We start from the raw sequence: 23,103 nt of genomic DNA, 5'->3' as shown, positions 1-23,103 counted from the left end.
CTTCGTCCAGGCACTCCGCGCCCTCCACGCGGAGCACGCGGTGCCCGTTTGCCCCTCGGGGGGGGGGGGGGGGGGGTGGGGGTTTGTGGGGGGGGGGGGGGGGGGGGGGGGGGGGTCCCCCCCCCCCCCCGCCCCTGCTCATCCCCTCTCCCGGGGGCTCCGCTCGGACGCCCCGACCGGCGCTCGTCGGGGGCCGTCGCGCGGGCCCGACGCACGGCCCGCCCCGGTGCGGATGGGTGGGCACAGGCCGTGGGCCCGGGGCGAAGCCCCAGTGGCCGTCCGCACCGACCGGGGGCATCCCATCGGCGGACGTCAGCCGTAGGGTGGTCGCATGAACGATCGCATGGTGTGGATCGACTGCGAGATGACCGGCCTCTCGCTGTCCGACGACGCTCTCATCGAGGTTGCCGCCCTCGTCACCGACTCCGAGCTGAACGTCCTCGGCGAGGGTGTGGACATCGTCATCCGGCCGCCGGACTCGGCGCTGGAGACGATGCCGGAGGTGGTACGTCAGATGCACACCGCGTCGGGCCTGCTGGACGAGCTCCCGGGCGGCACGACGCTCGCCGACGCCGAGGAGCAGGTCCTGGCGTACGTCCGCGAGCACGTGAAGGAGCCGGGCAAGGCCCCCCTGTGCGGGAACTCCGTCGGCACCGACCGCGGCTTCCTCCTCCGCGACATGCCGACCCTGGAGGACTACCTCCACTACCGCATCGTCGACGTCTCCAGCATCAAGGAGCTCGCCCGCCGCTGGTACCCGAGGGCGTACTTCAACAGCCCCGAGAAGAACGGCAACCACCGCGCCCTCGCCGACATCCGCGAATCCATCGCCGAGCTGCGCTACTACCGCGAGGCCATCTTCGTACCGCAGCCCGGCCCGGACTCCGACACGGCGAAGACGATCGCCGCCAAGCACGTCCTGCCCGCCCGGTAGCGGCGCCCGCGTGAGGCGCCGCGCGGCGCCCGCGGAAAGCCGTGCGCGAGCACCCCTTCGGACCCTGTACACTTTTTCTCGGCCGGTCGGGGAAACCACCCAGTGAACCGCCGGTCATGGTGGGTGTAGCTCAGCTGGTAGAGCACCTGGTTGTGGTCCAGGATGCCGCGGGTTCGAGTCCCGTCACTCACCCTGAGTAATCAGCCGGTGGCCTCGCGAGAGGCCACCGGCTGATGCGTTTCCCGGGCACACCGGGGCCGCCCGGATTCCAGGAGGTTCCCGTCTCCGCACTCCCGCACGCCGAACCGATCCGCACGGCACGCCTCGACCTGCTCCCCCTCCGCGTCGACCACGCCGAGGAGATGGCCGTCGTCCTGTCCGACCCCGCGCTGCACACGTTCATCGGGGGCTCCCCGCTCGACGCCGCGGCCCTGCGCGCCCGCTACGAGCGGCTCGTCGCCGGCTCCCCCGACCCGGCCGTCTCCTGGTGCAACTGGGTCCTGCGGCTGCGCGAGGAATCCGCCCCGCTCGGCGGCAAGGAGTTTGCCCCGCTCACCGGCACCGTGCAGGCCACGGTCACCGACCGGGGCGCCGCCGCGGAGATCGCCTGGGTCGTCGGCACCCCCTGGCAGGGGCGAGGCCTCGCCTCCGAGGCGGCCCGGGGCCTCGCCGGATGGCTGCGGGAGCACGGCGTCCGTACGGTTCTCGCCCACATCCACCCGGACCACACGGCATCGGCCGCGGTCGCCACGGCCGCGGGACTGGCGCCGACCGGTGAGGAGCAGGACGGCGAACAGCGGTGGCGGCTGACGGGCGGACCGCCGGACAGCCCCTGACCCGGGCGGTCCTCGGCTTCGACCCCGCCGCCGCTCCGGCTCGCCCTCCGGAGGCCTCCGGGCCCGCCTACGACGAGGCCCGACCCACCAGTTCCGTGGCGAGCACCACCTGCCGGCGCTCCAGCCCCCGCGACACCGCCGGGCGGCGATCGGCGATCTCCGTGAGGAGGAGGTCCAGCATCCTGCGGCCCATCTCCTCGATGGGCTGGCGGACGCTGGTCAGGGGCGGGTCCATGTGGCGGGCGATGGCGGAGTCGTCGTAGCCGACCAGCGCCACGTCCTCCGGGATGCGGCGGCCCGCCTCACGCAGGGCCTGGCGGGCGCCGGCCGCCATGACGTCGGAGCCGGCGAAGACCGCGTCCAGGGAGGGGGTGCGGGCGAGCAGGTCGGCCATCGCGCGACGGCCGCCCTCCTCGGTGAAGTCACCCGGCTCGATGAGGCCTTCCTCCACCTCGCACCCGGCGTCGCGCAGCGCGTCGCGGTAGCCGTCGACGCGGCGCTGGGCGCCGTAGACGTCGAGGCGGCCGGTGATGTGGGCGATGCGGCGGCGGCCCCGGGCCAGCAGGTGCTCCACTGCGGAGCGGGCGCCGCCGTAGTTGTCGGAGTCGACCGAGGGGAGCGTCTCCGCTGCGGAGCGGGGGCCGCTGATCACGGCCGGGATCTCCAACTGGGCGAGGAGGTCCGGCAGCGGGTCGTCCGCGTGCACCGAGACCAGCAGGACGCCGTCCACCCGGTGCGCCGCCAGGTACTGGGCGAGCCGGCGCCGCTCGCGGTCGCTGCCCGCGAAGATCAGGAGCAACTGCATCTCGGTGTCGGCGAGTTCGGCGCCGACACCGCGCAGTATGTCCGAGAAGTACGGCTCGGCGAAGAAGCGGGTCTCCGGCTCGGGGACGACGAGGGCGATCGCGTCCGTACGGTTGGCGGCGAGGGCACGGGCCGCGGTGTTGGGGACGTAACCGAGCTCGGCGACCGCGGCCTCGACGGCGGCGCGGGTCGCGTCGCTCACCCTGGGCGAGCCGTTGATCACCCGGGAGACCGTGCCCCGGCCCACGCCGGCGCGTGCGGCCACCTCTTCGAGGGTCGGCCGGCCACCGCTCCGGCCCCGCGCTCCGTGGCTTGCCATGGGCTCCGCCTTCCCGCCGTTCGTCATCACGCGCTGGCCTGGAATGTAACAGTCCCTTCTGTTCCCACCACCCGTAACCGGAGGTGGTACGACCGCACACCGGGTGTCGTACGATCGCGCACCGGTCGCCGCACCGTCGGCCGAAAAGCATCGCCCACCGGAGTTAGCTAACAGCCGGATAACTGAACGCGTCTCTCCGCGCCCCCACCCTTGACACCCCCGCCCGAACCGACGACTCTTCAACACATCACTTGTGGGAGCGCTCCCACGGTACCTGACACATACACATCCCGCACGTTCCCCGCCCGAGCCGCAGCGAGAAACTAACGGGCCCAACCATGCAGTTGGCCGGGGGGTCGGCACGTCAGGGCAACAGGAGGACGCAATGCGAGCACGTACCCGAACCTCCCGTCGGGTGGTGGTCCTGGCGACCGTCGCGACGCTGGGCGCCGGGCTGCTGGCCGGCTGTGCCGACGACGGCGGCAACGAGGGTTCCGACGGTTCGTCGTCCGGCGACGGCAAGGGCAAGACCACGATCACGCTGGGCCTTTTCGGCACGATGGGCTTCAAGGAGGCCGGCCTCTACGCCGAGTACGAGAAGCTCAACCCGAACATCAAGATCGCCGAGAACGTCATCGAGCGGAACGAGAACTACTACCCGGCGCTCGTCAACCACCTCACCACCAACAGCGGTCTCCAGGACATCCAGGCCGTCGAGGTCGCCAACATCGCCGAGGTGACCGCCACCCAGAGCGCCAAGCTCCAGGACATGTCCAAGGTTTCGGGCGTGAACAAGAGCAACTGGCTGGACTGGAAGTGGGCGCAGGCCACGACGAAGGACGGCAAGACGATCGGTCTCGGCACCGACGTCGGCCCGATGGCCCTCTGCTACCGCACCGACCTCTTCCAGCAGGCCGGTCTGCCCACCGACCCGACGGAGGTCGGCAAGCTGTGGGCGGGCGACTGGAACAAGTTCGTCTCGGTCGGTGAGCAGTACAAGGCCAAGGCGCCCAAGGGCACCTTCTTCATGGACTCTCCCGGCGGTCTGATCAACGCGATCCTCGGCAGTGAGGAGGAGAAGTTCTACGACTCCTCCGGCGAGGTCATCTACAAGTCGAACCCCGCCGTCAAGGCCGCCTTCGACCTGACCGCGGAGGCCGCGGAGAAGGGCCTGGTGCAGGCGCAGACGCAGTTCCAGCCGTCCTGGGACCAGACGATCGCGAACAACAAGTTCGCCACCATCGCCTGCCCGCCGTGGATGCTCGGCACCCTGAAGGGCAAGTCGAAGCCCGAGGCGTTCGGCAAGTGGGCCGTCGCGGTGGCGCCGAAGTCCGCCAACTGGGGCGGTTCCTTCCTCACCGTGCCCTCCAGCGGCAAGAACGTGAAGGAGGCCGAGAAGCTGGTCGCCTGGCTGACCGCGCCCGAGCAGCAGGTGAAGCTGTTCAAGGTGCAGGGCTCCTTCCCGAGCGCGCCGAGCACGTACACGTCGCCGGACGTCACCGGCGCGAAGAACGAGATGACCGGTGACCAGAACATCGGCGCGATCTTCGCGGAGGCCGCCAAGGCCGCCCCGGTCCAGGTGATCGGTGCGAAGGACCAGATCATCCAGCAGGGTCTGACGGACAACGGCGTCATCCTCGTGACGAAGGGCAAGTCGCCGGAGGAGGCCTGGAAGACGGCGACCAAGACCATCGACAACAACCTGGACAAGTGACCCGTATGGCCACCCGCCACGACACCGCCGCGCCCCCCGTGAAGGAGGGGGGCGCGGCCCCGGGCCGCCCGCCGGCCGTCTCCACGGAGGCGGAACAGCGGCGCCGGGCCCGGCTCTCCCGGCGCTGGCAGCGGGACATCCGCTGGAGCCCGTACGCCTTCGTCTCGCCGTTCTTCCTGCTGTTCCTCGCGTTCGGCCTGTTCCCGCTGCTCTACACGGGCTGGGCGTCGCTGCACCAGGTGGAGATGACCGCGCCCACCGACATGAGCTGGGTGGGGCTGCGCAACTACACCCGGATCTTCGACGACGACTTCTTCTGGAACGCGGCGAAGAACACGCTGACGATCGGCATCATCTCGACGGTGCCGCAGCTGCTGATGGCGATGGGGCTCGCCCACATCCTCAACTACAAGCTGCGCGCCTCGACCTTCTACCGGGTCGCGATGCTCGCCCCGTACGCGACGTCGATCGCGGCCGCCTCGCTCGTCTTCGTCCTGCTCTTCGGGCGCGACTACGGCATGATCAACTGGGCGCTGGACATGATCGGGATCGACCCGGTCGACTGGCAGAACGACAAGTGGCCGTCCCAGATCGCGGTGTCCTCGATCATCATCTGGCGGTGGACCGGCTACAACGCGCTGATCTACCTGGCGGCGATGCAGGCGATCCCGCAGGACCTGTACGAGTCGGCGGCGCTGGACGGCGCGAGCCGCTGGCAGCAGTTCTTCCACGTGACGCTGCCGTCGCTGCGGCCGACGATCCTGTTCACGGTCGTCGTCTCGACGATCGGCGCGAGCCAGGTGTTCGGCGAGCCGCTGCTGTTCGACGCCAACAAGGGCGCCTCGGGCGGTGCGGAGCACCAGTTCCAGACGCTGGGCCTGTACCTGTACGAGCAGGGCTGGGTGAACCAGCACCTGGGCCGGGCCTCCGCGATCGCCTGGACGATGTTCCTGATCCTGATCGTGATCGGCATCGTCAACTACGTCATCTCGCGCCGGCTGCGCGCCAGTAGTTAAGGAGGAGCAGCCGTGACGACGACGACTGTGACAAAGCCCGAGCCCCAGGACACGGTCCCGGCGGCCCGCCGGGTGCGCCGCCCGAAGTCCGCGCGGGCCGGCGGCCAGATGCACGCCGGGCCGATCGCGTACGTGATCCTGGCCCTGTTCACCATCGGCTCGCTGTTCCCGCTGGTGTGGACGGCGATCGCCGCATCCCGCGACAACAACCGGCTGGCGCAGACGCCGCCGCCGTTCTGGTTCGGCTCGAACCTCTTCCACAACCTGGACGTGGCCTGGAACGACGCCAACCTGGGCACGGCCTTCGTCAACACGACGATCGTGGCCGGGACGTCGGCCGCGACGATCGTCTTCCTCTCCACGATCGCCGGGTTCGCCTTCGCCAAGCTGCGGTTCAAGGGCCGCGGCGCGATGATGCTGATCGTCATCGGCACGATGATGGTGCCGCCGCAGCTGAGCGTGATCCCGCTGTACATGATGGTCGCCAAACTGGAGTGGACCGACCAGCTCCAGGCGGTGATCCTGCCGTCGCTGGTGAGCGCCTTCGGTGTGTTCTTCATGCGGCAGTACCTGATCCAGGCGCTGCCGGACGAGATCATCGAGGCGGCCCGGGTGGACGGCGCGAGCAGCTGGCGCGTGGTGTGGCACGTGGTGTTCCCCGCGGCGCGCCCCGCGATGGCCGTGCTCGGCATGCTGATGTTCGTCCAGACGTGGAACGACTTCCTGTGGCCGTTCCTGGTGCTGAGCCAGACCGGCAACCCGACCGTGCAGGTGGCGGTCGCGGGCCTCGGCCGCGGATACACCCCCGACCAGTCCCTGATCATGGCAGGCGCGCTGCTGGGCACGCTGCCGCTGTTGCTGGTCTTCGCGATCTTCGGCAAGCAGATCGTGGGCGGCATCATGCAGGGCGCGGTGAAGGGCTGACGTCCGGCCGTCCCGACGTCCGACCGTCCTTCCGCTTTCAGGGGCCGGGTCACCGCCGCCTCGGCCCCTTTCCCACCCGCACTCTTCCCCCCGTCCTTCGTCGGTCCCGATGACCTCGACGACCATTCATGGGAGCGCTTCCATGCCTGAGTCCGCACAGCCGGTGAACCCGGTCACCTTTCCTCCCGCCTTCCTCTGGGGCGCCGCGACGTCCGCGTACCAGATCGAGGGGGCGGTGCGGGAGGACGGCCGTACGCCGTCGATCTGGGACACCTTCAGCCATACGCCGGGCAAGACCGCCGGTGGTGAGACCGGTGACATCGCTGTCGACCACTACCACCGCTACCGCGACGACGTGGCGCTGATGGCGGAGCTGGGCCTGTCGGCCTACCGCTTCTCCATCTCCTGGTCGCGGGTCCAGCCGACCGGCCGCGGCCCGGCGGTCCAGAAGGGCCTGGACTTCTACCGGCACCTGGTCGACGAGCTGCTGTCCAAGGGCATCAAGCCGGCGATCACCCTCTACCACTGGGACCTCCCGCAGGAGCTGGAGGACGCGGGCGGCTGGCCGGAGCGGGACACGGCGTACCGGTTCGCCGAGTACGCGCAGATCGTCGGGGAGGCCCTCGGCGACCGGGTGGAGCACTGGATCACGCTCAACGAGCCGTGGTGCAGCGCGTTCCTGGGCTACGCCTCCGGAGTGCACGCGCCGGGCCGTACGGACCCGGTGGCCTCCCTGCGCGCGGCGCACCACCTGAACCTGGCGCACGGCCTGGGCGCGTCGGCGCTCCGCTCGGTGATGCCGGCCCGCAACTCGGTCGCGATCAGCCTCAACTCCTCCGTGGTGCGGCCCCTTTCCCCGACGGCGGCGGACCTGGCGGCGGTCCGCACGATCGACGATCTGGCCAACGGCGTCTTCCACGGCCCGCTGCTGCGCGGCGCGTACCCGGAGACGCTGCTGTCCGCGACGTCGTCGCTGACGGACTGGTCCTACGTCCTCGACGGGGATCTGCGCACCATCAACCAGCCGTTGGACGCGCTGGGCCTCAACTACTACACGCCCACCCTCGTCTCGGCCGCCGACGCCGACCCGAAGGGCCCGCGGGCCGACGGCCACGGCGCCAGCAACCACTCCCCCTGGCCGGGCGCGGACGACGTCGCCTTCCACCAGACGCCGGGCGAGCGCACGGAGATGGGCTGGACGATCGACCCGACGGGCCTGCACGAGCTGATCATGCGCTACACGAAGGAGGCGCCGGGCATCCCGCTGTACATCACGGAGAACGGCGCGGCCTACGACGACAAGCCCGACGGCGACGGCCGCGTCCACGACCCGGAGCGGATCGCCTACCTGCACGGCCACCTCAGGGCCGTCCGCCGCGCCATCGCCGAGGGCGCGGACGTCCGGGGCTACTTCCTGTGGTCCCTGATGGACAACTTCGAGTGGGCGTACGGCTACGAGAAGCGGTTCGGCGCGGTGTACGTGGACTACGCGACGCTCGCCCGCACACCGAAGTCGAGCGCGCTGTGGTACGGCAAGGCGGCACGGACCGGGACCTTGCCGGCGCTCGAGACCGCCTGACCCTCCCGGGGGAGCGGGGGACGGGGCGCGGCACGCCGTGGGGGCGTGCCGCGCCCCTCTGCTCGCCGGGCGCCGGCCAGGACTCCCTCACGGACCGAACAGGTCCTCGGCCGTCGAGGCGGTGAGGGACCGGTCGAGCCAGACGCCGAGGACCTCAAGATCGGAGCAGGACGCGATCCGCTCCCGCGCCGCCTCGGACATCTCGACACCACGCCGGTCGAGGATACGGAGAATGTCCTCGGCACGTCCCTCGGCGCGGCCCTTGGTCTCGCCCTCGAGCAGGGCTTCCTCGATGAGAGTGCCGCTGCCGGGGAAACGGGGAGTGTACGTGGCCATCAGACGCCTCCAGCACTCACGGGCCGAACAGGTCCTCGGCGTTCATCGCGGTCAGAGACCGGTCGAGCCACGTCCCCAACAGTTCCAGATCACCACAGGACGCGATCCGCTCCCGCGCCGCCTCGGACACCTCGACACCACGCCGGTCGAGGATACGGAGAATGTCCTCGGCACGTCCCTTGGTCTCGCCCTCGATGAGGGCTTCCTCGATGAGAGTGCCGCTGCCGGGGAAACGGGGAGTGTACGTGGCCATCAGATGCCTCCACAGTGCACGGGCCGGGGTGTCGTCCAGGCCCACTTCGGTGAATTCGGCCCAACGCTTCGCGGTCTCGCCGCCGGTGTTGGCCACTGCCGTCGCCAGCGCGTCCAGTATCGCAGGCAGGCCCGGATCCTTGGCGTGGGCGAGTGCGGCGAAGACGGCGAGAGCGAGGTCCTCCGCCGCCTCCTCCGGGTCGGTGATCGCGGGGACGTTGCCCGGGCCCAGGACGAGTGGGAACACCGCGATGCTGGTGTGGACGGGCAGGCCGACCCGGACGGGCTCCGCCGCCCAGGTGGCGGTGGCCTTGTCCCGGCAGACCACCAGCAGGATCGGAGGCAGCTGGTACTTGGCGTACAGATGCGCCAAGTAGTACGTCCAGCTGTTCGGCTTGGCCGGGTCCGGTGTGCCCTGGGCCTCGACGGCGAGCAGGAAGCCACCGTCGTCCGCGGTGTCGACCCGGAACAGGGTGTCCACACGGCGCGCCAGCGGCCTGATCTCGGTGAAATCCGTGTCCAGGTGCTGGATCGCCGTGGGCTCGGGGAAGGCGATGCCCGCCTTGGGGAGGGCCCGGGCGAAGAGGCCCGGGTCCTCCCTGAAGATCTGGTGCATCGCCTCGTGCGCTGAGCTGACCATGTGACGGAACGTAGTGGCGGTTCGGGGCGGTGGGTGGTGGAGCAGGCCCCGTTCAGCCGTTCGGGTCACTATGCGCCAGGACTATGCCGCGTTGCGTCAGCTCGCGGCGCGCACGTGCCGCCGGGGCTCCGAAGGCGATCAGCCGATGGTGGCGAACGCCTTCGAGAACGCGTTCGCTTCCTGCACGATCGAGCTGCACGTCGCGTCCGCGGCGGGCTTGGCGCCGCCCGGGCACTGCTTGTCGCGGGTCGCGGACCACATCGACAGCCAGCCGAGCCCCTTGGCCTTCGCGAAGGCGACGAGCTGGGTCGCGTCCTCGACCTTGAAGATCTCGGTGGTGACGTCGTTCACACCGATCATCGGCGTGACGGCGACGGCCTTCCAGGCGGCGGACTCGCTCAGCCCCAGAACGCTCTTGATCTGTGCCTGGGTGGCGGTGGCCGCCTGCTCGGCATAGGTGCCCATGTCGCCGCTGTAGGCCGGGCCGTAGTCCATGGCCATGATGTTGACGGTGGAGATCCTCACGCCGTTGGCCTTGGCGTCGGCCAGCAGGTTCACGCCGTCCTGGGTCAGGCCCTCCGGCATGACGGGAAGCGTGAAGGAGACGTCCAGGTCCGGGTGCTGCTGCTGAAGCCTCGCTATGGCCTGCGCGCGCCGCGTGTTGGCGGCCGTGTTCGGCAGCGCGCCGCCTTCGACGTCGAAGTCGGCCTTGGTGAGCCCGTACGTGTCCACGACCTTGCCGTAGGCCGCCGCCAGCGCGTCCACCGACGAGCAGGACGTGGCCAGTTCGGAACCGGCCGCGCCGCCGAAGGAGACCCGGACGTCACCGCCCTTGGCCCGCAGGGCTCCGATCTGGGAGGCCACGCCGTCGCTCGCGAGGTCGGTGACCCCTCCCCACTTGGGCGTGCAGCCGCCGCCGTCGGTGACGAAGGCGAGGTTGTAGTGCTTCACCCCGGTCGCCTCGGCGCTCGCGAGGAGGTCGAAGGCGGGGTAGAGGGAGGTGTCGACGTAGGGGGCGAAGGCCGCGGAGGCGGGGGTGCCGGTGCCGGTGCTCTGCGAGGGGGAGGCGGTCGCCGTGCGCGTGGGGGTGGCGGAGGGCGTCGGGGTGGACGACGGGGCGGGGGTCGCGGTCTGCGTCGGACGGCCGCTCGGCTCCGGCGTCGCGCCCCCGTCCGCCGAGCAGGTGGCGCCGTCGATACGGCAACCGGCGGGGTCCCCGGTGCCGTTGACGACGAAGCCGACGGTGACCGACTCGCCGGCGGCGAGACCGTCGGTGTCCCACTTCGGGGGCGTCACGGTGACGTGCTGCGCACTGACGTCGGCCTCCGCGTTCCACAGGGAACCGAGCCTGGCCCCGGCCGGCAGGTCGAACTCCAGCCTCCAGTCGGCCTTCGCCCCGCCGCTGTTGTTCGTCACGACGTACTGTGCGGTGTACCCGGTCGACCAGTCACTGGTCCTGGTGTACGCGGCGCCGACACCGGCCGCCTGCGCGGTACCCGTGAGGAGGACGGCGCCACCGCCGACGACGGCCGCGGCGACCACACCACCGATCGCCTTGTTCCTGCCACTGATCTTGCGCCGGTGTGTGCTCATGGCGTGCCTGCCTTCGCGATTCACGGGGGGTCGTGGACGGTCCCGGGCCTGGGACGCGGCAGCACGCTAGCGATCCCGAAACGGGCAAAGCGCCTGATCGGGGCGGGTCTCGGCGATCTTAGGGCGCGCTTAAGGGAGGGATCGGGGCCGGTTAAAGGTGGAGACCGGCCGGCCCGGCCGGCGCCTGCGCACGGACCCCCGGTGCCCCCTGCGCGCCGACTCCCCGCCGGCCCGCCCGCTGACCTGGATCCATATCCGCACCTCGGTCCCGCCCAGCACCGACGACCCGATCCGTACGTCCCCACCGGTCGACTCCGCCAGCCGGCGCACGATGTCCAGCCCGAGCCCGGTCGACCCGGCGCTCCCCGAACCCCGGCCGCGGGCCATCGCCGCCTCGGGGTCGGGTATGCCGGGTCCCGCGTCCGACACGAGGACGATCACCGCGTCCTCGCCGTTGTGCACGTCGACCGCGAAGGCCGTGCCCTCGGGCGTGTGCCGGAAGACGTTGCCGAGCAGGGCGTCCAGCGCGGCCGCGAGTTCGGCACGGGCCACGGGTATGCGCACCGGACGGTCCACGCCGGCCACCCGCACCTTGCGGCCCTCGTCCTCCGCGAGCGCCGACCAGAACGCCATCCGCTCCCGTACGACCTCGGCCGCGTCGCATCCGGCGCCCGGACCCGCCGCGGCGGTCTGCGGCTTGGCCTCGCGGGCGGTCCGGATGATGGTGTCGACCTCGCGCTCGAGCTGGGCGACCGCGGCACGGGTCTGTTCGGCGGCCGGGGAGTCGCCGAGGGAGGCCGCGTTGAGCCGCAGCACGGTCAGGGGTGTGCGCAGCCGGTGGGAGAGGTCGGCGGCCAGCTCTCTCTCGTTCGCGAGGAGTTGGACGACCTGGTCGGCCATGGAGTTGAACGCGACGGCCGCGAGCCGCAGTTCGTTCGGCCCCTCCTCCGGCACGCGTGCGCCCAGCTTGCCCTCACCCAGCTCGTGCGCGCCCTCGACCAGCCGCTGGGCGGGCCGCACCATCCGTACGCCCAGCCGGTCGGCGACGGCGACGGAACCGACGACCAGCGCGGCGCCGACCGCCGCGAGCACCCCCCAGGCCGTCCCGACACCGTTGCTGACCTCGGACTCGGGGACGTACACCTCGATCACCACGGTCCCGAAGCTGAGCGCGACGGGCTGGAGCAGGGCGGAGCCGCCGGGCACCTCCGCGGTGGAGGCGCGGCCGAGCTTGCGGACGGCGGCGATGTCGGCGTCGGCGGCACGCTGCCGGCCGAGGTCGACGCCGGTGCGGCCGTCGCTCGCGGGGATGTGGACCGCCATTCCGTCGTCGGAGCCGGCGGAGGCGACGACCCGCTCCAACTGGTCGCGGTCGGTGGTGATGGAGAGCGCGGGGACCACGACGGCGGCCTCCCGCTCGGCGTTGGAGAAGGCGCGGTCGCGGGCCATCTCCTTGATGACCAGACCGAGCGGGACCGCGAAGGCGATCACGACCATGGTGGTGACGGCCAGACAGACCTTGACCAGTGCCCATCTCATCGCGGCGGCTCCCCGGGCGACTCCGGGGCGGGCGGCTCCAGCTTCACGCCGACGCCCCGCAGGGTGTGCAGATAGCGCGGGCGGGCCGCGGTCTCCCCCAACTTGCGGCGCAGCCAGGAGAGGTGGACGTCGATGGTCTGGTCGTCGCCGTAGGACTGCTGCCAGACCTCGGCGAGCAGCTCCCTGCGCGGGACGACGACACCGGGCCGGCCTGCGAGGAAGGCGAGCAGGTCGAACTCACGACGGGTGAGGTCGAGCCGGACGCCGTCCAGTTCGGCCTGGCGGCGCAGCGGGTCGACGGTGAGGCCGCCGACGCGCAGGACGGTGGACGGCGGGGCGTCCCCGGCGCCGGCGCGGGAGCGGCGCAGGACGGCCGCCATGCGCGCCGAAAGGTGCTCCACCGAGAAGGGCTTGGTCAGGTAGTCGTCCGCCCCGGCGTTCAGCAGCCGGACGATCTCCGTCTCGTCGTCGCGGGCGGTGGCGATGATGACGGGCACGTCGGTGATGCCGCGCAGCATCTTCAGGGCCTCGGAGCCGTCCAGGTCCGGCAGTCCGAGGTCCAGGACGACCAGGTCGAAGCGGAAATGGGCGACCTCGCGCAGCGCCTCCAGTGCCGTCCCGACGCTGCGCACGGTGTGTGAGGCGTCGGTCAGGTGCCGGATGAGCGCCGAGCGTACGAACTGGTCGTCCTCGACCACGAGCACACTTGCCATGCGCCGCACCGTACGCCATGCGGACGTGGGGCATTCGGGCCTGTGGACAACTCGCCGCCTGTGGACGGCCGGTGGGCCGTCCGTGCGACACCCGTGGGGCCCGTGGGGCAAGATGGCCGCGATGCGCAGAGGACTCGTACACGTACTGGCCTGGTCGCTCGCCACGGGCGCGGCGGTCACGCTGTCGTGGTGGGGTGTCCACACGGTCATGGCGGGGACGGCGTACGACCCGCCGCGCGCCCTGCCTCTGACGGCGGGCGACACGGCCACGCAGGAGTCCGAGCCGCGGTCGTCGGCCACCAGCCCTCCGGCTCCTTCCGGGCGCCCGTCGAAGAGCGCGTCCCCGACGCCGAGCCGGCCACCTGGCTCGCCTTCGCCCTCCGGTTCGGCACCGGCGACGGCCGCTCCCCCGAGCCCGTCCGGGCAGGTCACGTCCGGGCAGGTCAAGAGCTACGACACCGACGGCGGCCGGGTGGTGTTCGACCTCGGGAAGACCTCCGCGACGCTCGTCTCGGCCACGCCGGGCGCGGGCTGGTCGATGCAGGTGTGGAAGACGGAGACGTGGATCCGGGTGGAGTTCGCCTCGGGCGCGGACCGCGTGTCGGTGTTCTGCACCTGGCACGACGGTCCGCCGCGGGTGGAGGTCGGCACCTACTGAGGCCGACGCCCTACCGGAGGACGGAGGCCTGTGCATTACCGGAAGACAGGCCTGTGCCCTACCGGAGGACGGAGGCCTGTGCTCTACCGGAAGACGGAGGGCGGCGGGGCCGGTGAGGCCACCGCGGAGGAGTCCACGACCGGTACGGCTCCGCCGGTGAAGTCGGTGAGCGCCCTGCCGTGCTCGACCCGGCCGGGGTGCGGGTCGGAGGCCGCCCGGCGGGTCAGCTCGGCGACCGGCAGGGGCAGGTCGCAGCCGACGAGGACGACGTTGCCGAACCGCTTGCCGCGCAGCACGGTCGGGTCGGCGACGAGGGCGAGCTCCGGGAAGCGGGCGGCGGCGGTGGCGATCTGGCCGCGCAGATGGGCGAGCGGCGGGCCGTCGGCGAGGTTCGCGGCGTAGAGCCCGCCGGGCCTGAGCGCCCTGCGGATCTCGTCGAGGAACTCGGTCGAGGTCAGGTGCGCCGGCGTCCGGGCCCCGCTGAACACATCGACGATGACGAGGTCGGCCCACCCGTCGGGCACCTTGACGAGCCCCTCCCGGGCGTCGACCGATCTGACCCGGATGCGGGCGCCGGGGTCCAAGGGGAGCTCCCGGCGGACGAGTTGGACGAGGCTCGCGTCCCGCTCGACGACCTGCTGGGTGGAGCGGGGGCGGGTGGCGGCGACGTACCGGGCGAGGGTGAAGGCGCCGCCGCCGAGGTGCACGACGTGCAGGGGCCTGCCGGGCGGCGCGGCGAGGTCGATGACGTGGCCGAGGCGCCGCTGGTACTCGAAGGAGAGGAAGGCCGGGTCGTCGAGGTCCACGTGCGACTGGGGCGCGCCGTCGATGAGCAGCGTCCAGGCCCGCGTCCGGTCGCGGTCGGGTATGAGCTGAGCGAGCCCGCCGTCGACCTGTTCGGCGACGACGGTGCCGGCGTCCCGCTCGCGCCGGGTGTGCCGGGCGTTCCTCGACTTTCCCATGCGGGCATTTTCGCAGGCGGGACGGCGCCGCGCCGAAACGGCGGCCGGGCGTCGCCCGGGTCACCGCCCGCCGGCGGCAGTTCGCCGTCTACCGGCAGTTGTCGGCGGCCTCGATGGTCCGCGCCGCTTCTCCCAGCGCCCGCCGCAGCACCGCCGGATCCGTCGCGAGGTCCACCTCGCCGGGCGGGACCAGCCAGTCCGAGCCCTCGACCGGGGGCCCGGGGTCGGGTCTCAGTCCTCGCCCGTCGGTCTCCGTGCACGTGCTTCCGGGGAGGTCCCAGGCTGCCGCGGTCCCGGGCGGCACGAGGAAGGCGAGGGTGCCGCCCCCGTCGTCGTGCAGCACGGGCCCCACCACGTCCCCGGCTCCGCGGAGCAGGATGTCGACCGCCTCCAGCCCGTGCCGGGTCGGCACCGTCACGAGGTCGCAGCCCGTCGCCGACGGCGCACAAGGATCGTTGCTCTGGCTGGTCTCCATACCGGCCTCCACCACGCAGCCCCCTTGCAGTCCACAGGGGTCAACGCGTCACGCCGTCAACGGCTACGGCGGAAGTCCGCCGCAAAGGATGGCAGTTCATGGCAGATCGGGGATGAGATATCCGGTTTGTAGCCAAACACTGCGTGGCGGGCCGACCACAGCAGGTACGTTCTTCCCCGCCGGAGACCGGGGTGAGCGCCTCGGCGGAAGCGGGCGACGCACTCGGAATCCGGCATGGTTCGACGGTTCGCACGAGAGGACCCGGCCATGGCGTCGTCAACGGTGACCCCACCCCGGCCCAACCGGCCCAACCTCGCCTTCCGGCAGCTGCGCGGGCAGCGCTCGCCGGCCGAGTTCGCGGCACTGGTACGGCGGGCCGCACGCGAGATCGGCGAGCGGGTCAGCTGTGACGCGCGCTACATCGGCCGGGTCGAGGCGGGGGAGATCCGCTGCCCCAACTACGCGTACGAGCGGGTGTTCCTGCACATGTTCCCCGGCCGCACGCTCACCGACCTGGGGTTCGCGCCCCGCTCGTCCGTACGGGGGCGGGGGGCGCGCGCCACCGGGGACGCTCCGGGCACGGATGAGACCGGCGGGGCGTACGAGCCGTATGACACGCAGGACCCGAACGACACGCACCACAACCACGAGGAGAGCGACGTGCTGCGTCGCGCATTCATGACCGGCGGAGGCGCCACGGTGGCCGCCGCCTCGTTGGGCCCCTTGGGGCTCGCCCTGGAGGCATCGGCGGCGGAACGTCCCGTGCGCCGCGCCGGGGCGGGGCAGGCGAGCGCCCTCGAAGAAGCGGTCCGAAGAATCCGGCTGCTGGACGACCGGCACGGCGCCGACGGCCTCTACCGGCGCGCGGCGACCCCGCTGCGTGCCGCGTACGCGCTGCTGGACGCCGGCACGACCCGGCAGGCGACCGCCGACCGGCTCCACTCGGGCGCCGGGGAGCTCGCCATCTCGGTGGGCTGGCTGGCGCACGACTCGGGCCGGTTCGACGACGCGCGCTCCCATTACGCGGAGGCCCTCGCAACGGCCCGGATGGCCGGCGACCCGGCCCTGGAGGCGCACGCCTTCTGCAACACGGCCTTCCTCGCACGCGACGCGGGCCGGCCGCGCGAGGCCGTGCGCGCCGCCCAGGCGGCCCAGCGCGTCGCACGCCCCCTCGGCTCCGCCCGCCTGATGTCGCTGCTCGCGCTGCGCGAGGCGGGCGGCTGGGCCGGACTCGCCGACCGCACCGGCTGCGAACAGGCGCTCGTGCGCGCCCAGGCCCTCTACGAGCGGGGCTCCTCGGACGCCGACTTCGAGTGGATGAGCTTCTACGGCGAGGCCGAACTGGAGGGCCTGGAGGCGCAGTGCTGGTCCACCCTGGGCGACTGGCCGCGCGCCGCCCGGCACGCCCGGCGGGCGGCCCAGCTGCAGGACCCCCACTTCACCCGGAACATCGCGCTGTACACAGCCGAACTGGCGGACGACCTCGCGCGCGGGGGGCGGCCGGACGAGGCCGCGACGGCGGGAATGAAGGTGCTGGACCTGCTGGGGCAGGTCCAGTCGTCGCGGATCCAGACGATGCTGGCGGGGACGGCACGGGTACTGCTGCCGCACCGGCGGGCCTCGGGGGTGTCGGACTTCCTGGAGAGGCACGCCTCGGCGCCACGGGTGGTGTGACGGCACGGCCCGGGGTGGTCCCACGCCGGGGCGGTCCCACGCCGGGGCGATCTCACGCCAGGGCGGTCTCACGCCGGGGCGACGGGGTGCAACTCCCTCGAGCGAAGCCGGGAGCGCGGGAGGGTGGCGCGGCGGCACCCCGCCGGCGCGGGAGTGCGACTCCACCCGCCGGCGAGCGCCGCAGACCGGTCTGTCACCCCGTGAGGTGCCCCAGGTCGTTCCAGCTCTCGATCGCAGGCTCCCCGTAGGCCCAGCCCAGGACCGACAGCGACGTCGGGTTCAGCCGTATCCGGGCCGCGAAGTCCAGTGGCAGTCCCAGCCACCGCGCCCCGATCGACCGGAGGATGTGCCCGTGGGCGAAGACCAGAACGTCCCGGTCCTCGGCCCGCGCCCAGGCGACCACCTCGTCCGCGCGCGCGGCGACCTCGGTGAGGCTCTCGCCCTCGGGCACGCCGTCGCGCCAGATGAGCCAACCCGGGCGGAGCGTCTGGATGTCGGCGGGGGTCAGTCCCTCGTAGGCGCCGTAGTCCCACTCCATGAGCGTGTCCCAGGCGGTGGCCCGCTCGCCGAAGCCGGCGAGTTCGCACGTCTCGCGCGCGCGTGCCAGCGGGCTGGTGCGCACCTCGACGCCGGGGAGCCCGTCGAACGGCGCCCGGTGCAGCCGCTCACCGAGCAGCTTGGCGCCGCGGCGGCCCTCCTCCAGCAGGGGCACGTCGGTCCTGCCGGTGTGCTTGCCGGACAGCGACCACTCCGTCTGTCCGTGCCGGGCCAGCAGGATGCGCGGTGCCATGGGGGACCTTTCCGGGGGAAACCCTGAGAGAAGCGGGGGACAGATCAGCGGCGGAACCCCTCCATCATCGCTCACCCTGAACAGGGGCAACCCGCCGGGCGATCTCTGCGTCTATGAGGGCCGGGGGCGTCCGGAGACGGGCGCGTGCACACGCCGTAAAGTGGCACCTCCGTGCCATCGGCGCCGCAGCGACAAGAAGGGGGAGGCGATCGGATGCCGCAGACCGAGTCACCGGGCACCGAGGCGGTCCCGACGAGCCGGCTGCGCTGGTGGACCGAGTTGCCGCTGATTCTGCTGGTGTACGCCTGCTACTCGGCGGGCCGGCTGCTAGCCCGGGGCGACGTCGGCACAGCCGTCGACCACGGCCTGGCGATCCTGCGGATCGAGAAGGTGCTGCGCATCAACGCCGAGCACCCGCTGAACCGCCTTTTCAGAACCGAGGCGTGGATCGGCGTCCCGGCGGACTTCTGGTACGCGTCGCTGCACTACCTGGTGACACCGGTACTGCTGGTCTGGCTGTTCCGCTCGCGCGCCCTGCACTACCGGGCGGCCCGCACCTGGTTGATGACGTCGACCTTCATAGGTCTGATCGGCTTCACCCTGCTGCCGACCTGTCCGCCCCGCCTGCTGGCGGCGGAGCACGGCTTCGTGGACACGATGGCCCAGTACAGCTCGTGGGGCTGGTGGGGCGGCGAGGCGAGCGCGCCGCGCGGACTGGGCGGCATGACCAACCAGTACGCGGCCATGCCGAGTCTGCACGTCGGCTGGGCCCTGTGGTGCGGGGTGATGCTCTGGCGCCACGGAGGCACGCGTGCGGCGAAGACGGCGGGTGTCGTCTACCCGCTGGTGACGACGATCGTGGTGATGGGCACCGCGAACCACTACTTCCTCGACGCGGTCGCGGGCGCGGCCGTGATGGGGGTCGGCCTGCTGCTGGCACCGCTGGTGATGCGCCGCATGGACCGGATCCGGGTCTGGTCCGCGGGCCGCGCCCCGGTCCTCACGGCGCGTGTCCCGTCCCTCCCGGCGGCCTCTGTGAGCGCTGACACCCCGATTGTCAGTGGCGGATGCCAGACTTCCGCGGGTGAGCGAATTCCACGGCAGCGCGAGTCACGGTTCGGGCCCGAAGCCGAGCCGAGTGCCTCCCCCTCGGACGCGGGGGACGGCGCTCCGGCAGCGGCTCGCTGACCTGCGCGGTCCGGACGTCCCCGCGAAGGCGCTGGACGCCCGGGCCCTCGCGGCGCTGGCCGCGAACCCTGGCTGCAGGCGGCGCGCGATCCTCGACGGCGCCGGGGTGAACAAGGCGGCGCTGGCGAGCGCGCTGGGCTCGCCGTCGGCCTTCGGGCAGTCGCAGTTCGCCCTCACCCGGGGGAACGCCTTCGAGGCGAAGGTGAAGGCGGACGGCGGCGCGGAGTTGCTGCGTCTGGTGCACGAGAGGCTGGACCCGCGTGCGGCGGCGCCCGCCGGGGCGAGCGTCCCGGACCTGTCGGCGATCGGTCCCGAGGGCCGTACCGCGCGGACGGCGCTGGCGCTGCGGGAGGCCACCGAGGCCGCCGGCACCTGGACGCTGCTCGACCATCCGATGCTCGCGCTCGACGTCGCCGGCTCCCCCGCCTTCCTGGAGCCGGACGCGGTCGTCGTGCACCCGGACGGCAGCTGGACGGTCGTGGAGATCAAGTCGTTCCCGATGCTGGACGGGGCGGCGGACCCGGCGAAGGTCGGCGCGGCCGCCCGCCAGGCCGCGGTGTACGTGCTGGCGCTGGAGGAGGTCGCCGCCCGCCTCGCCACCCCGCCGACCGTGCGCCACCGCGTCCTCCTCGTCTGCCCGAAGGACTTCTCCAACCTGCCGACCGCGTCCGCCGTGGACGTCCGCAAGCAGCGCGCGGTCACCAGCCGCCAACTGGCCCGGCTCACCCGCATCCAGGACATCGCCGACGCCCTCCCGGAGGGCACGTGCTTCTCCCCCGAGCTGCCCGCCGAGCAGCTCACCGCGGCCGTCGAGTCGGTCCCGGCGACGTACGCGCCCGAGTGCCTGGCCGCCTGCGAGCTGGCGTTCCACTGCCGCGACCGCTCCCGGGCGGCCGGCGCGGTGACGACCCTGGGCCGCCCGGTCCGCGCCGAGCTGGGCGGGCTGACGACGGTCGAGGACGTGCTGGCGGCCGCGCGCGGGGAGGCCGGCGATCCCGACGACCCGACGGTGGCGGCCCTGCGCAGGGCGGCACAGCTGCGGGACGAGGCCCTGGGGGCGATGTGTCGCTGATCGCCACCCTCGCCCGCCTCGAGGCCGTCACCACCGGCCGGGCCCAGCCCGCCGCCACCGTCCGGCACCGGCACCTCTCCGAGCGGCCGCTGGTCTTCGTGCCGCTGACCACCGCCGGTGAGGCCGGTGCTCCGCTGGGCGCGCTGGTCGGCACCGACCGGGACGCCCCCCGCCTGCTCGTCGTCCCGCAGCCACGCGACCGCGACCTCAGGTTCGCGTTCCTCGCCGAACTGGCCGACGTGGTGCTGCCGTACATCGACTCCTACGCCGACGCCGTCGAGACCGCCGAGCGCAACGAGACCGATCCGGAGACCGGCAAGCGCGTCAAGGTCGAGGTCGAGCTGTGCTCCGACGCGCCGCAGCTGGTCGTGCCGAGCCGCGCGGGCGTCGACTTCGTCCGTCTGCTGGGCCGCTCGATGCGCTTTCGGCGTACGGCGGAGCAGGACCCGGAGAGCCCTTATCCGGCGCCGCCGCGCGTGCCGCTGCTCGGGCGATGGCTGACCCACTTCGGGGAGCGGTCCCGGGTTCCCGGCTCCTCGCTGCTGCTGGCGCTGACGGAGGTGCTGGGCCGGCACTGGGCGACCGGGCAGTCCAGCCTGGAGGACCAGCACCTGGGGGCGCTGCTCGCCTGGATCGACCCGCCCGAGGGTGCGACGGGCGCGGAGGCCGCGCTCCACGCCGAACTGGCGCGTGACGCCGAGGGCCAGCTGCTGTGCCCGCCGGCCGGTCCGGCGACCGACCCGGCGTTCGACAACAAGCTGCTCGCCCCCGCCATCGAGCGCTACGACCGCGCGCGCACCGCCCTGGCCGCCGCCGAGGACGGTCTGCAGGCCGACGACCGGCTCGGTGAGCTGACCGCCGCCGAGCAGTACATCCGCGACCTGGTGCGGAGCCGGACGCTGCCCACCTGGCGCGCGGTGTGGCGCGGGCTGGACCTGCTGCGCGCGCTGCCCGAGGGGGCGCACGTCGAGGAGCGGTGGACGCGCGACCGCTGGTCGTTCACCGGCCACCGCGACCGGGTCGTCGCGGGCGAGCCGCCGCAGCCCCGGCGCGACGACGCGGTCACCGCCGCCAACAAGCTCGCCACGCGCGAGCGCGAACAGGCCCGTCTGGAGGCGCAGGAGGCCCTCGACGACCCGCTGGTGATGGCGGGGCGGCGGCTGGCCGGGGAGGCGTTCGCCGGCGAGGTCGTCGAGGTCGCCATGGCCTACAGCGAGGGCAGGCGGCCGAGCCCCCGCCCGCTGGTCACGGTGCGCACGGAGGACCGGCCGCACCTCGGGGAGCGGGCGAAGGTGTTCCGCTCGCTGGGTGGGAAGCCGCAGGCGGCGGAGTTCGTCGGCTGGGAGGGCGAGGACGGGGCGGGCCTGCTGGTGCTGCGGATCGTCGACAGGATGGGCCGGGGCAAGGAGCCGGAGGAGGGGTCGGTCCCCGAGAAGGGCGACCGGGTGTGCTTCACCCTCTTCGAGCACGAGCAGCGCGGCGGCGCGAAGCTGCCGGACCCGGAGGAGACACCCTGGACACACGGCGGGCCGCCCGGGGAGCGGTTCTCCGAGGCCGCCGACCCCGTCACCGAGGAGGACAGTCTGTGACCACCGAGGCCGCCATCGACCCCGGTACGGCCGCCGCCCGCGCCACCGACGCGATCCTCCGCGACACCCTGCACGGCGTGGCGCGCGGTGTGGTCGTCGACTCCCCGCCCGGCGCCGGCAAGTCCACCCTGGTGGTGCGCGCCGCGCTGGAACTCGCCGACGCGGGGCGCCCGTTGATGGTGGTCGCGCAGACCAACGCCCAGGTCGACGACCTGGTCGTGCGGCTCGCCGAGAAGAGCCCCGAGCTGCCGGTGGGCCGCCTGCACAGCAGCGACGCCGACGCGTACGACAAGGCGCTGGACGACCTGCCGAACGTGCGGAAGTCAGCGAAGGCGGCCGACCTCACCGGTCTGCCCGTCGTCATCTCCACGGCGGCGAAGTGGGCGCATGTGAAGGTCGACGAGCCGTGGCGGCACGCGATCGTGGACGAGGCGTACCAGATGCGGTCGGACGGTCTGCTGGCCGTGGCCGGGCTGTTCGAGCGGGCGTTGTTCGTGGGCGACCCGGGGCAGCTGGACCCGTTCGCGATCGTGGGCAGCGAGCAGTGGGCGGGCCTGTCGTACGACCCGTCGGCCTCGGCGGTGTCGACGCTGCTGGCCCACAACCCGGACCTGCCGCAGCACCGGCTGCCGGTGTCCTGGCGCCTGCCGGCGTCGGCGGCTCCCCTGGTCTCGGACGCCTTCTACCCGTACACCCCGTTCCGCAGCGGCACCGGCCCCGGTGACCGGCGTCTGTCCTTCGCCGTCCCGTCGGACGGCTCCGGCCCGGACCGGGTGATCGACGAGGCGGCGGAGTCGGGCTGGGGCCTGCTGGAGCTGCCCGCCCGGCACACGCCCCGCACGGACCCGGAGGCGGTGCGGGCGGTGGCGGCGGTGGTCCGCCGTCTCCTGGACCGGGGCGGCGCCGCCCTCTCCGAGCGATCCCCGGACCCCACCCCGCTGACCCCCGAGCGGGTCGCCGTCGGCACGGCGCACCGCGACCAGGCCGCGGCGATCCGGGCGGCCCTCGCCGACCTGGGCGTCGCGGACGTCACCGTCGACACGGCGAACCGGCTCCAGGGCCGGGAGTTCGACGTCACGGTGATCCTCCACCCTCTCTCCGGCCGCCCCGACGCCACCGCCTTCCACCTGGAGACGGGCCGTCTCTGCGTCCTCGCCTCCCGCCACCGGCACGCCTGCATCGTGGTGTGCCGGGCGGGCGTGGGCGACCTGCTCGACGACTATCCGTCGACGGAGCCGGTCCAGCTGGGAACGGTGGTGAAGTTCCCGGACGGCTGGGAGGCCAACCACGCGGTCCTGGCCCACCTGGCCGAACACCGGGTGAGTCTCCGGCCATGACCGTCCCACGGCACCCACCCGACACCGGCCGGCCCACGCCCCACCGGCCGGACGGAGCCCGGCACGCCGCCGGAGCCGGCCGACGGCAAAAGCCCGGACGGCCGGCAGGCCCACCACGCGGTCCCCGCCCACCTGACCGAACACCGGTCTGCCGGCGAC

The 23,103-nt window shown here is 72.7% G+C and carries 21 protein-coding genes and 1 tRNA gene; 13 read left to right on the top strand and 9 right to left on the bottom strand.

Translation table 11 applies throughout. The annotated features are described in order from the left end of the window. The first annotated feature begins 331 nt into the window (after positions 1 to 331). The 3 genes from orn to ACIHAR_RS21570 all read left to right on the top strand — a co-directional run bounded on the left by orn (position 332) and on the right by ACIHAR_RS21570 (position 1,770). The gene (gene orn / locus ACIHAR_RS21580) at positions 332 to 934 is read left to right on the top strand and encodes an oligoribonuclease (protein ID WP_365467334.1); all 603 of its coding nucleotides are present in this window, start codon (positions 332 to 334) and stop codon (positions 932 to 934) included. A gap of 119 nt (positions 935 to 1,053) precedes the next feature. Next, positions 1,054 to 1,126, top strand: a tRNA-His gene (locus tag ACIHAR_RS21575). Positions 1,127 to 1,167: 41 nt separating this feature from the next. Next, positions 1,168 to 1,770 (top strand): GNAT family N-acetyltransferase, encoded by a 603-nt coding sequence (locus ACIHAR_RS21570; protein ID WP_400021072.1) that lies wholly within the window; start codon positions 1,168 to 1,170, stop codon positions 1,768 to 1,770. A gap of 67 nt (positions 1,771 to 1,837) precedes the next feature. Here ACIHAR_RS21570 and ACIHAR_RS21565 read toward each other — a convergent pair whose 3' ends face one another. Further along, complete coding sequence (locus ACIHAR_RS21565) at positions 1,838 to 2,893, bottom strand: LacI family DNA-binding transcriptional regulator (protein WP_365467330.1); 1,056 nt, start codon at positions 2,891 to 2,893, stop codon at positions 1,838 to 1,840. A 385-nt stretch (positions 2,894 to 3,278) separates the two neighbouring features. Between ACIHAR_RS21565 and ACIHAR_RS21560 the strand changes: the two genes are divergently transcribed. The 4 genes from ACIHAR_RS21560 (at position 3,279) to ACIHAR_RS21545 (ending at position 8,126) form a co-directional block, all read left to right on the top strand. Next, positions 3,279 to 4,607, top strand: coding sequence for an ABC transporter substrate-binding protein (locus ACIHAR_RS21560; RefSeq protein WP_400021069.1), 1,329 nt, complete (start codon positions 3,279 to 3,281; stop codon positions 4,605 to 4,607). 5 nt (positions 4,608 to 4,612) lie between these two features. Next, positions 4,613 to 5,623: a sugar ABC transporter permease gene (locus tag ACIHAR_RS21555; protein ID WP_365467360.1), complete on the top strand. Its 1,011-nt coding sequence runs from the start codon at positions 4,613 to 4,615 to the stop codon at positions 5,621 to 5,623. Between the two features lie 12 nt (positions 5,624 to 5,635). Beyond that, positions 5,636 to 6,547, top strand: coding sequence for a carbohydrate ABC transporter permease (locus tag ACIHAR_RS21550; RefSeq protein ID WP_384659958.1), 912 nt, complete (start codon positions 5,636 to 5,638; stop codon positions 6,545 to 6,547). Between the two features lie 142 nt (positions 6,548 to 6,689). Further along, complete coding sequence (locus ACIHAR_RS21545) at positions 6,690 to 8,126, top strand: GH1 family beta-glucosidase (RefSeq protein WP_365467326.1); 1,437 nt, start codon at positions 6,690 to 6,692, stop codon at positions 8,124 to 8,126. A gap of 87 nt (positions 8,127 to 8,213) precedes the next feature. Here the strand turns inward: ACIHAR_RS21545 and ACIHAR_RS21540 are convergent, their stop codons facing one another. The 5 genes from ACIHAR_RS21540 to ACIHAR_RS21520 form a co-directional block, all read right to left on the bottom strand. Beyond that, on the bottom strand, positions 8,214 to 8,462 hold the full coding sequence (locus ACIHAR_RS21540; RefSeq protein WP_400021066.1) for a hypothetical protein: 249 nt from the start codon (positions 8,460 to 8,462) through the stop codon (positions 8,214 to 8,216). A 16-nt stretch (positions 8,463 to 8,478) separates the two neighbouring features. Then, positions 8,479 to 9,354 carry a hypothetical protein gene (locus ACIHAR_RS21535; protein WP_400021064.1) on the bottom strand — a complete coding sequence of 292 codons (876 nt, stop codon included), beginning with the start codon at positions 9,352 to 9,354 and terminating at the stop codon, positions 8,479 to 8,481. 138 nt (positions 9,355 to 9,492) lie between these two features. Beyond that, on the bottom strand, positions 9,493 to 10,947 hold the full coding sequence (locus tag ACIHAR_RS21530; protein WP_365467320.1) for a cellulose binding domain-containing protein: 1,455 nt from the start codon (positions 10,945 to 10,947) through the stop codon (positions 9,493 to 9,495). A 129-nt stretch (positions 10,948 to 11,076) separates the two neighbouring features. Then, positions 11,077 to 12,486, bottom strand: coding sequence for a HAMP domain-containing sensor histidine kinase (locus ACIHAR_RS21525; RefSeq protein ID WP_365467318.1), 1,410 nt, complete (start codon positions 12,484 to 12,486; stop codon positions 11,077 to 11,079). After that, positions 12,483 to 13,199: a response regulator transcription factor gene (locus ACIHAR_RS21520; protein ID WP_365467316.1), complete on the bottom strand. Its 717-nt coding sequence runs from the start codon at positions 13,197 to 13,199 to the stop codon at positions 12,483 to 12,485. Before ACIHAR_RS21520 ends, ACIHAR_RS21525 begins: the two co-directional genes overlap by 4 nt. 121 nt (positions 13,200 to 13,320) lie before the next feature. On the opposite strand from ACIHAR_RS21520, the gene ACIHAR_RS21515 reads away from it, so the two are divergent. Continuing rightward, positions 13,321 to 13,857, top strand: a complete 537-nt coding sequence (locus tag ACIHAR_RS21515; RefSeq protein ID WP_400021060.1) for a hypothetical protein — start codon at positions 13,321 to 13,323, stop codon at positions 13,855 to 13,857. A gap of 83 nt (positions 13,858 to 13,940) precedes the next feature. Here ACIHAR_RS21515 and ACIHAR_RS21510 read toward each other — a convergent pair whose 3' ends face one another. Both ACIHAR_RS21510 and ACIHAR_RS21505 read right to left on the bottom strand, forming a co-directional pair. Beyond that, entirely contained in the window at positions 13,941 to 14,819 is an 879-nt protein-coding gene (locus ACIHAR_RS21510) for a spermidine synthase (protein ID WP_400021059.1), read from the bottom strand. An 88-nt stretch (positions 14,820 to 14,907) separates the two neighbouring features. Beyond that, positions 14,908 to 15,294, bottom strand: coding sequence for a hypothetical protein (locus ACIHAR_RS21505; RefSeq protein WP_400021057.1), 387 nt, complete (start codon positions 15,292 to 15,294; stop codon positions 14,908 to 14,910). 267 nt (positions 15,295 to 15,561) lie between these two features. On the opposite strand from ACIHAR_RS21505, the gene ACIHAR_RS21500 reads away from it, so the two are divergent. Further along, the gene (locus tag ACIHAR_RS21500; RefSeq protein WP_400021055.1) at positions 15,562 to 16,968 is read left to right on the top strand and encodes a hypothetical protein; all 1,407 of its coding nucleotides are present in this window, start codon (positions 15,562 to 15,564) and stop codon (positions 16,966 to 16,968) included. A 193-nt stretch (positions 16,969 to 17,161) separates the two neighbouring features. Here ACIHAR_RS21500 and ACIHAR_RS21495 read toward each other — a convergent pair whose 3' ends face one another. Further along, positions 17,162 to 17,758: a histidine phosphatase family protein gene (locus tag ACIHAR_RS21495; protein ID WP_365467306.1), complete on the bottom strand. Its 597-nt coding sequence runs from the start codon at positions 17,756 to 17,758 to the stop codon at positions 17,162 to 17,164. 213 nt (positions 17,759 to 17,971) lie between these two features. Between ACIHAR_RS21495 and ACIHAR_RS21490 the strand changes: the two genes are divergently transcribed. Genes ACIHAR_RS21490 through ACIHAR_RS21475 form a run of 4 tightly spaced genes read left to right on the top strand, consistent with a single transcriptional unit; the run spans position 17,972 to position 22,944 of the window. Further along, positions 17,972 to 18,946 (top strand): phosphatase PAP2 family protein, encoded by a 975-nt coding sequence (locus ACIHAR_RS21490; protein WP_400021052.1) that lies wholly within the window; start codon positions 17,972 to 17,974, stop codon positions 18,944 to 18,946. Beyond that, a complete protein-coding gene (locus ACIHAR_RS21485) occupies positions 18,897 to 20,018 on the top strand; it encodes a hypothetical protein (protein WP_400021050.1) in 1,122 nt (373 codons plus the stop codon). The genes ACIHAR_RS21490 and ACIHAR_RS21485 overlap by 50 nt, the downstream gene beginning before the upstream one ends. Continuing rightward, positions 20,009 to 21,607 (top strand): hypothetical protein, encoded by a 1,599-nt coding sequence (locus ACIHAR_RS21480; protein ID WP_400021048.1) that lies wholly within the window; start codon positions 20,009 to 20,011, stop codon positions 21,605 to 21,607. The genes ACIHAR_RS21485 and ACIHAR_RS21480 overlap by 10 nt, the downstream gene beginning before the upstream one ends. Next, positions 21,604 to 22,944 carry an AAA domain-containing protein gene (locus ACIHAR_RS21475; RefSeq protein WP_365467298.1) on the top strand — a complete coding sequence of 447 codons (1,341 nt, stop codon included), beginning with the start codon at positions 21,604 to 21,606 and terminating at the stop codon, positions 22,942 to 22,944. The genes ACIHAR_RS21480 and ACIHAR_RS21475 overlap by 4 nt, the downstream gene beginning before the upstream one ends. Positions 22,945 to 23,103: the final 159 nt, after the last annotated feature.

It is taken from the genome of Streptomyces sp. NPDC052016 (assembly GCF_044548445.1).
Classification (GTDB): domain Bacteria; phylum Actinomycetota; class Actinomycetes; order Streptomycetales; family Streptomycetaceae; genus Streptomyces.
The sequence above is the reverse complement of the archived record's forward strand: the minus strand, read 5'-3'. Positions and strand labels throughout refer to the sequence as shown.

Bases quoted from the DNA above. Each gene is read 5' to 3' on its own strand.
- ACIHAR_RS21495 (WP_365467306.1), bottom strand. From the start codon at position 17,758: ATGGCACCGCGCATCCTGCTGGCCCGGCACGGACAGACGGAGTGGTCG.
- ACIHAR_RS21530 (WP_365467320.1), bottom strand. From the start codon at position 10,947: ATGAGCACACACCGGCGCAAGATCAGTGGCAGGAACAAGGCGATCGGT.
- ACIHAR_RS21525 (WP_365467318.1), bottom strand. From the start codon at position 12,486: ATGAGATGGGCACTGGTCAAGGTCTGTCTGGCCGTCACCACCATGGTC.
- ACIHAR_RS21520 (WP_365467316.1), bottom strand. From the start codon at position 13,199: ATGGCAAGTGTGCTCGTGGTCGAGGACGACCAGTTCGTACGCTCGGCG.
- ACIHAR_RS21535 (WP_400021064.1), bottom strand. From the start codon at position 9,354: ATGGTCAGCTCAGCGCACGAGGCGATGCACCAGATCTTCAGGGAGGAC.
- ACIHAR_RS21560 (WP_400021069.1), top strand. From the start codon at position 3,279: ATGCGAGCACGTACCCGAACCTCCCGTCGGGTGGTGGTCCTGGCGACC.
- ACIHAR_RS21505 (WP_400021057.1), bottom strand. From the start codon at position 15,294: ATGGAGACCAGCCAGAGCAACGATCCTTGTGCGCCGTCGGCGACGGGC.
- ACIHAR_RS21540 (WP_400021066.1), bottom strand. From the start codon at position 8,462: ATGGCCACGTACACTCCCCGTTTCCCCGGCAGCGGCACTCTCATCGAG.
- ACIHAR_RS21490 (WP_400021052.1), top strand. From the start codon at position 17,972: ATGCCGCAGACCGAGTCACCGGGCACCGAGGCGGTCCCGACGAGCCGG.
- orn (WP_365467334.1), top strand. From the start codon at position 332: ATGAACGATCGCATGGTGTGGATCGACTGCGAGATGACCGGCCTCTCG.
- ACIHAR_RS21555 (WP_365467360.1), top strand. From the start codon at position 4,613: ATGGCCACCCGCCACGACACCGCCGCGCCCCCCGTGAAGGAGGGGGGC.
- ACIHAR_RS21565 (WP_365467330.1), bottom strand. From the start codon at position 2,893: ATGGCAAGCCACGGAGCGCGGGGCCGGAGCGGTGGCCGGCCGACCCTC.
- ACIHAR_RS21545 (WP_365467326.1), top strand. From the start codon at position 6,690: ATGCCTGAGTCCGCACAGCCGGTGAACCCGGTCACCTTTCCTCCCGCC.
- ACIHAR_RS21510 (WP_400021059.1), bottom strand. From the start codon at position 14,819: ATGGGAAAGTCGAGGAACGCCCGGCACACCCGGCGCGAGCGGGACGCC.
- ACIHAR_RS21570 (WP_400021072.1), top strand. From the start codon at position 1,168: ATGCGTTTCCCGGGCACACCGGGGCCGCCCGGATTCCAGGAGGTTCCC.
- ACIHAR_RS21515 (WP_400021060.1), top strand. From the start codon at position 13,321: ATGCGCAGAGGACTCGTACACGTACTGGCCTGGTCGCTCGCCACGGGC.
- ACIHAR_RS21500 (WP_400021055.1), top strand. From the start codon at position 15,562: ATGGCGTCGTCAACGGTGACCCCACCCCGGCCCAACCGGCCCAACCTC.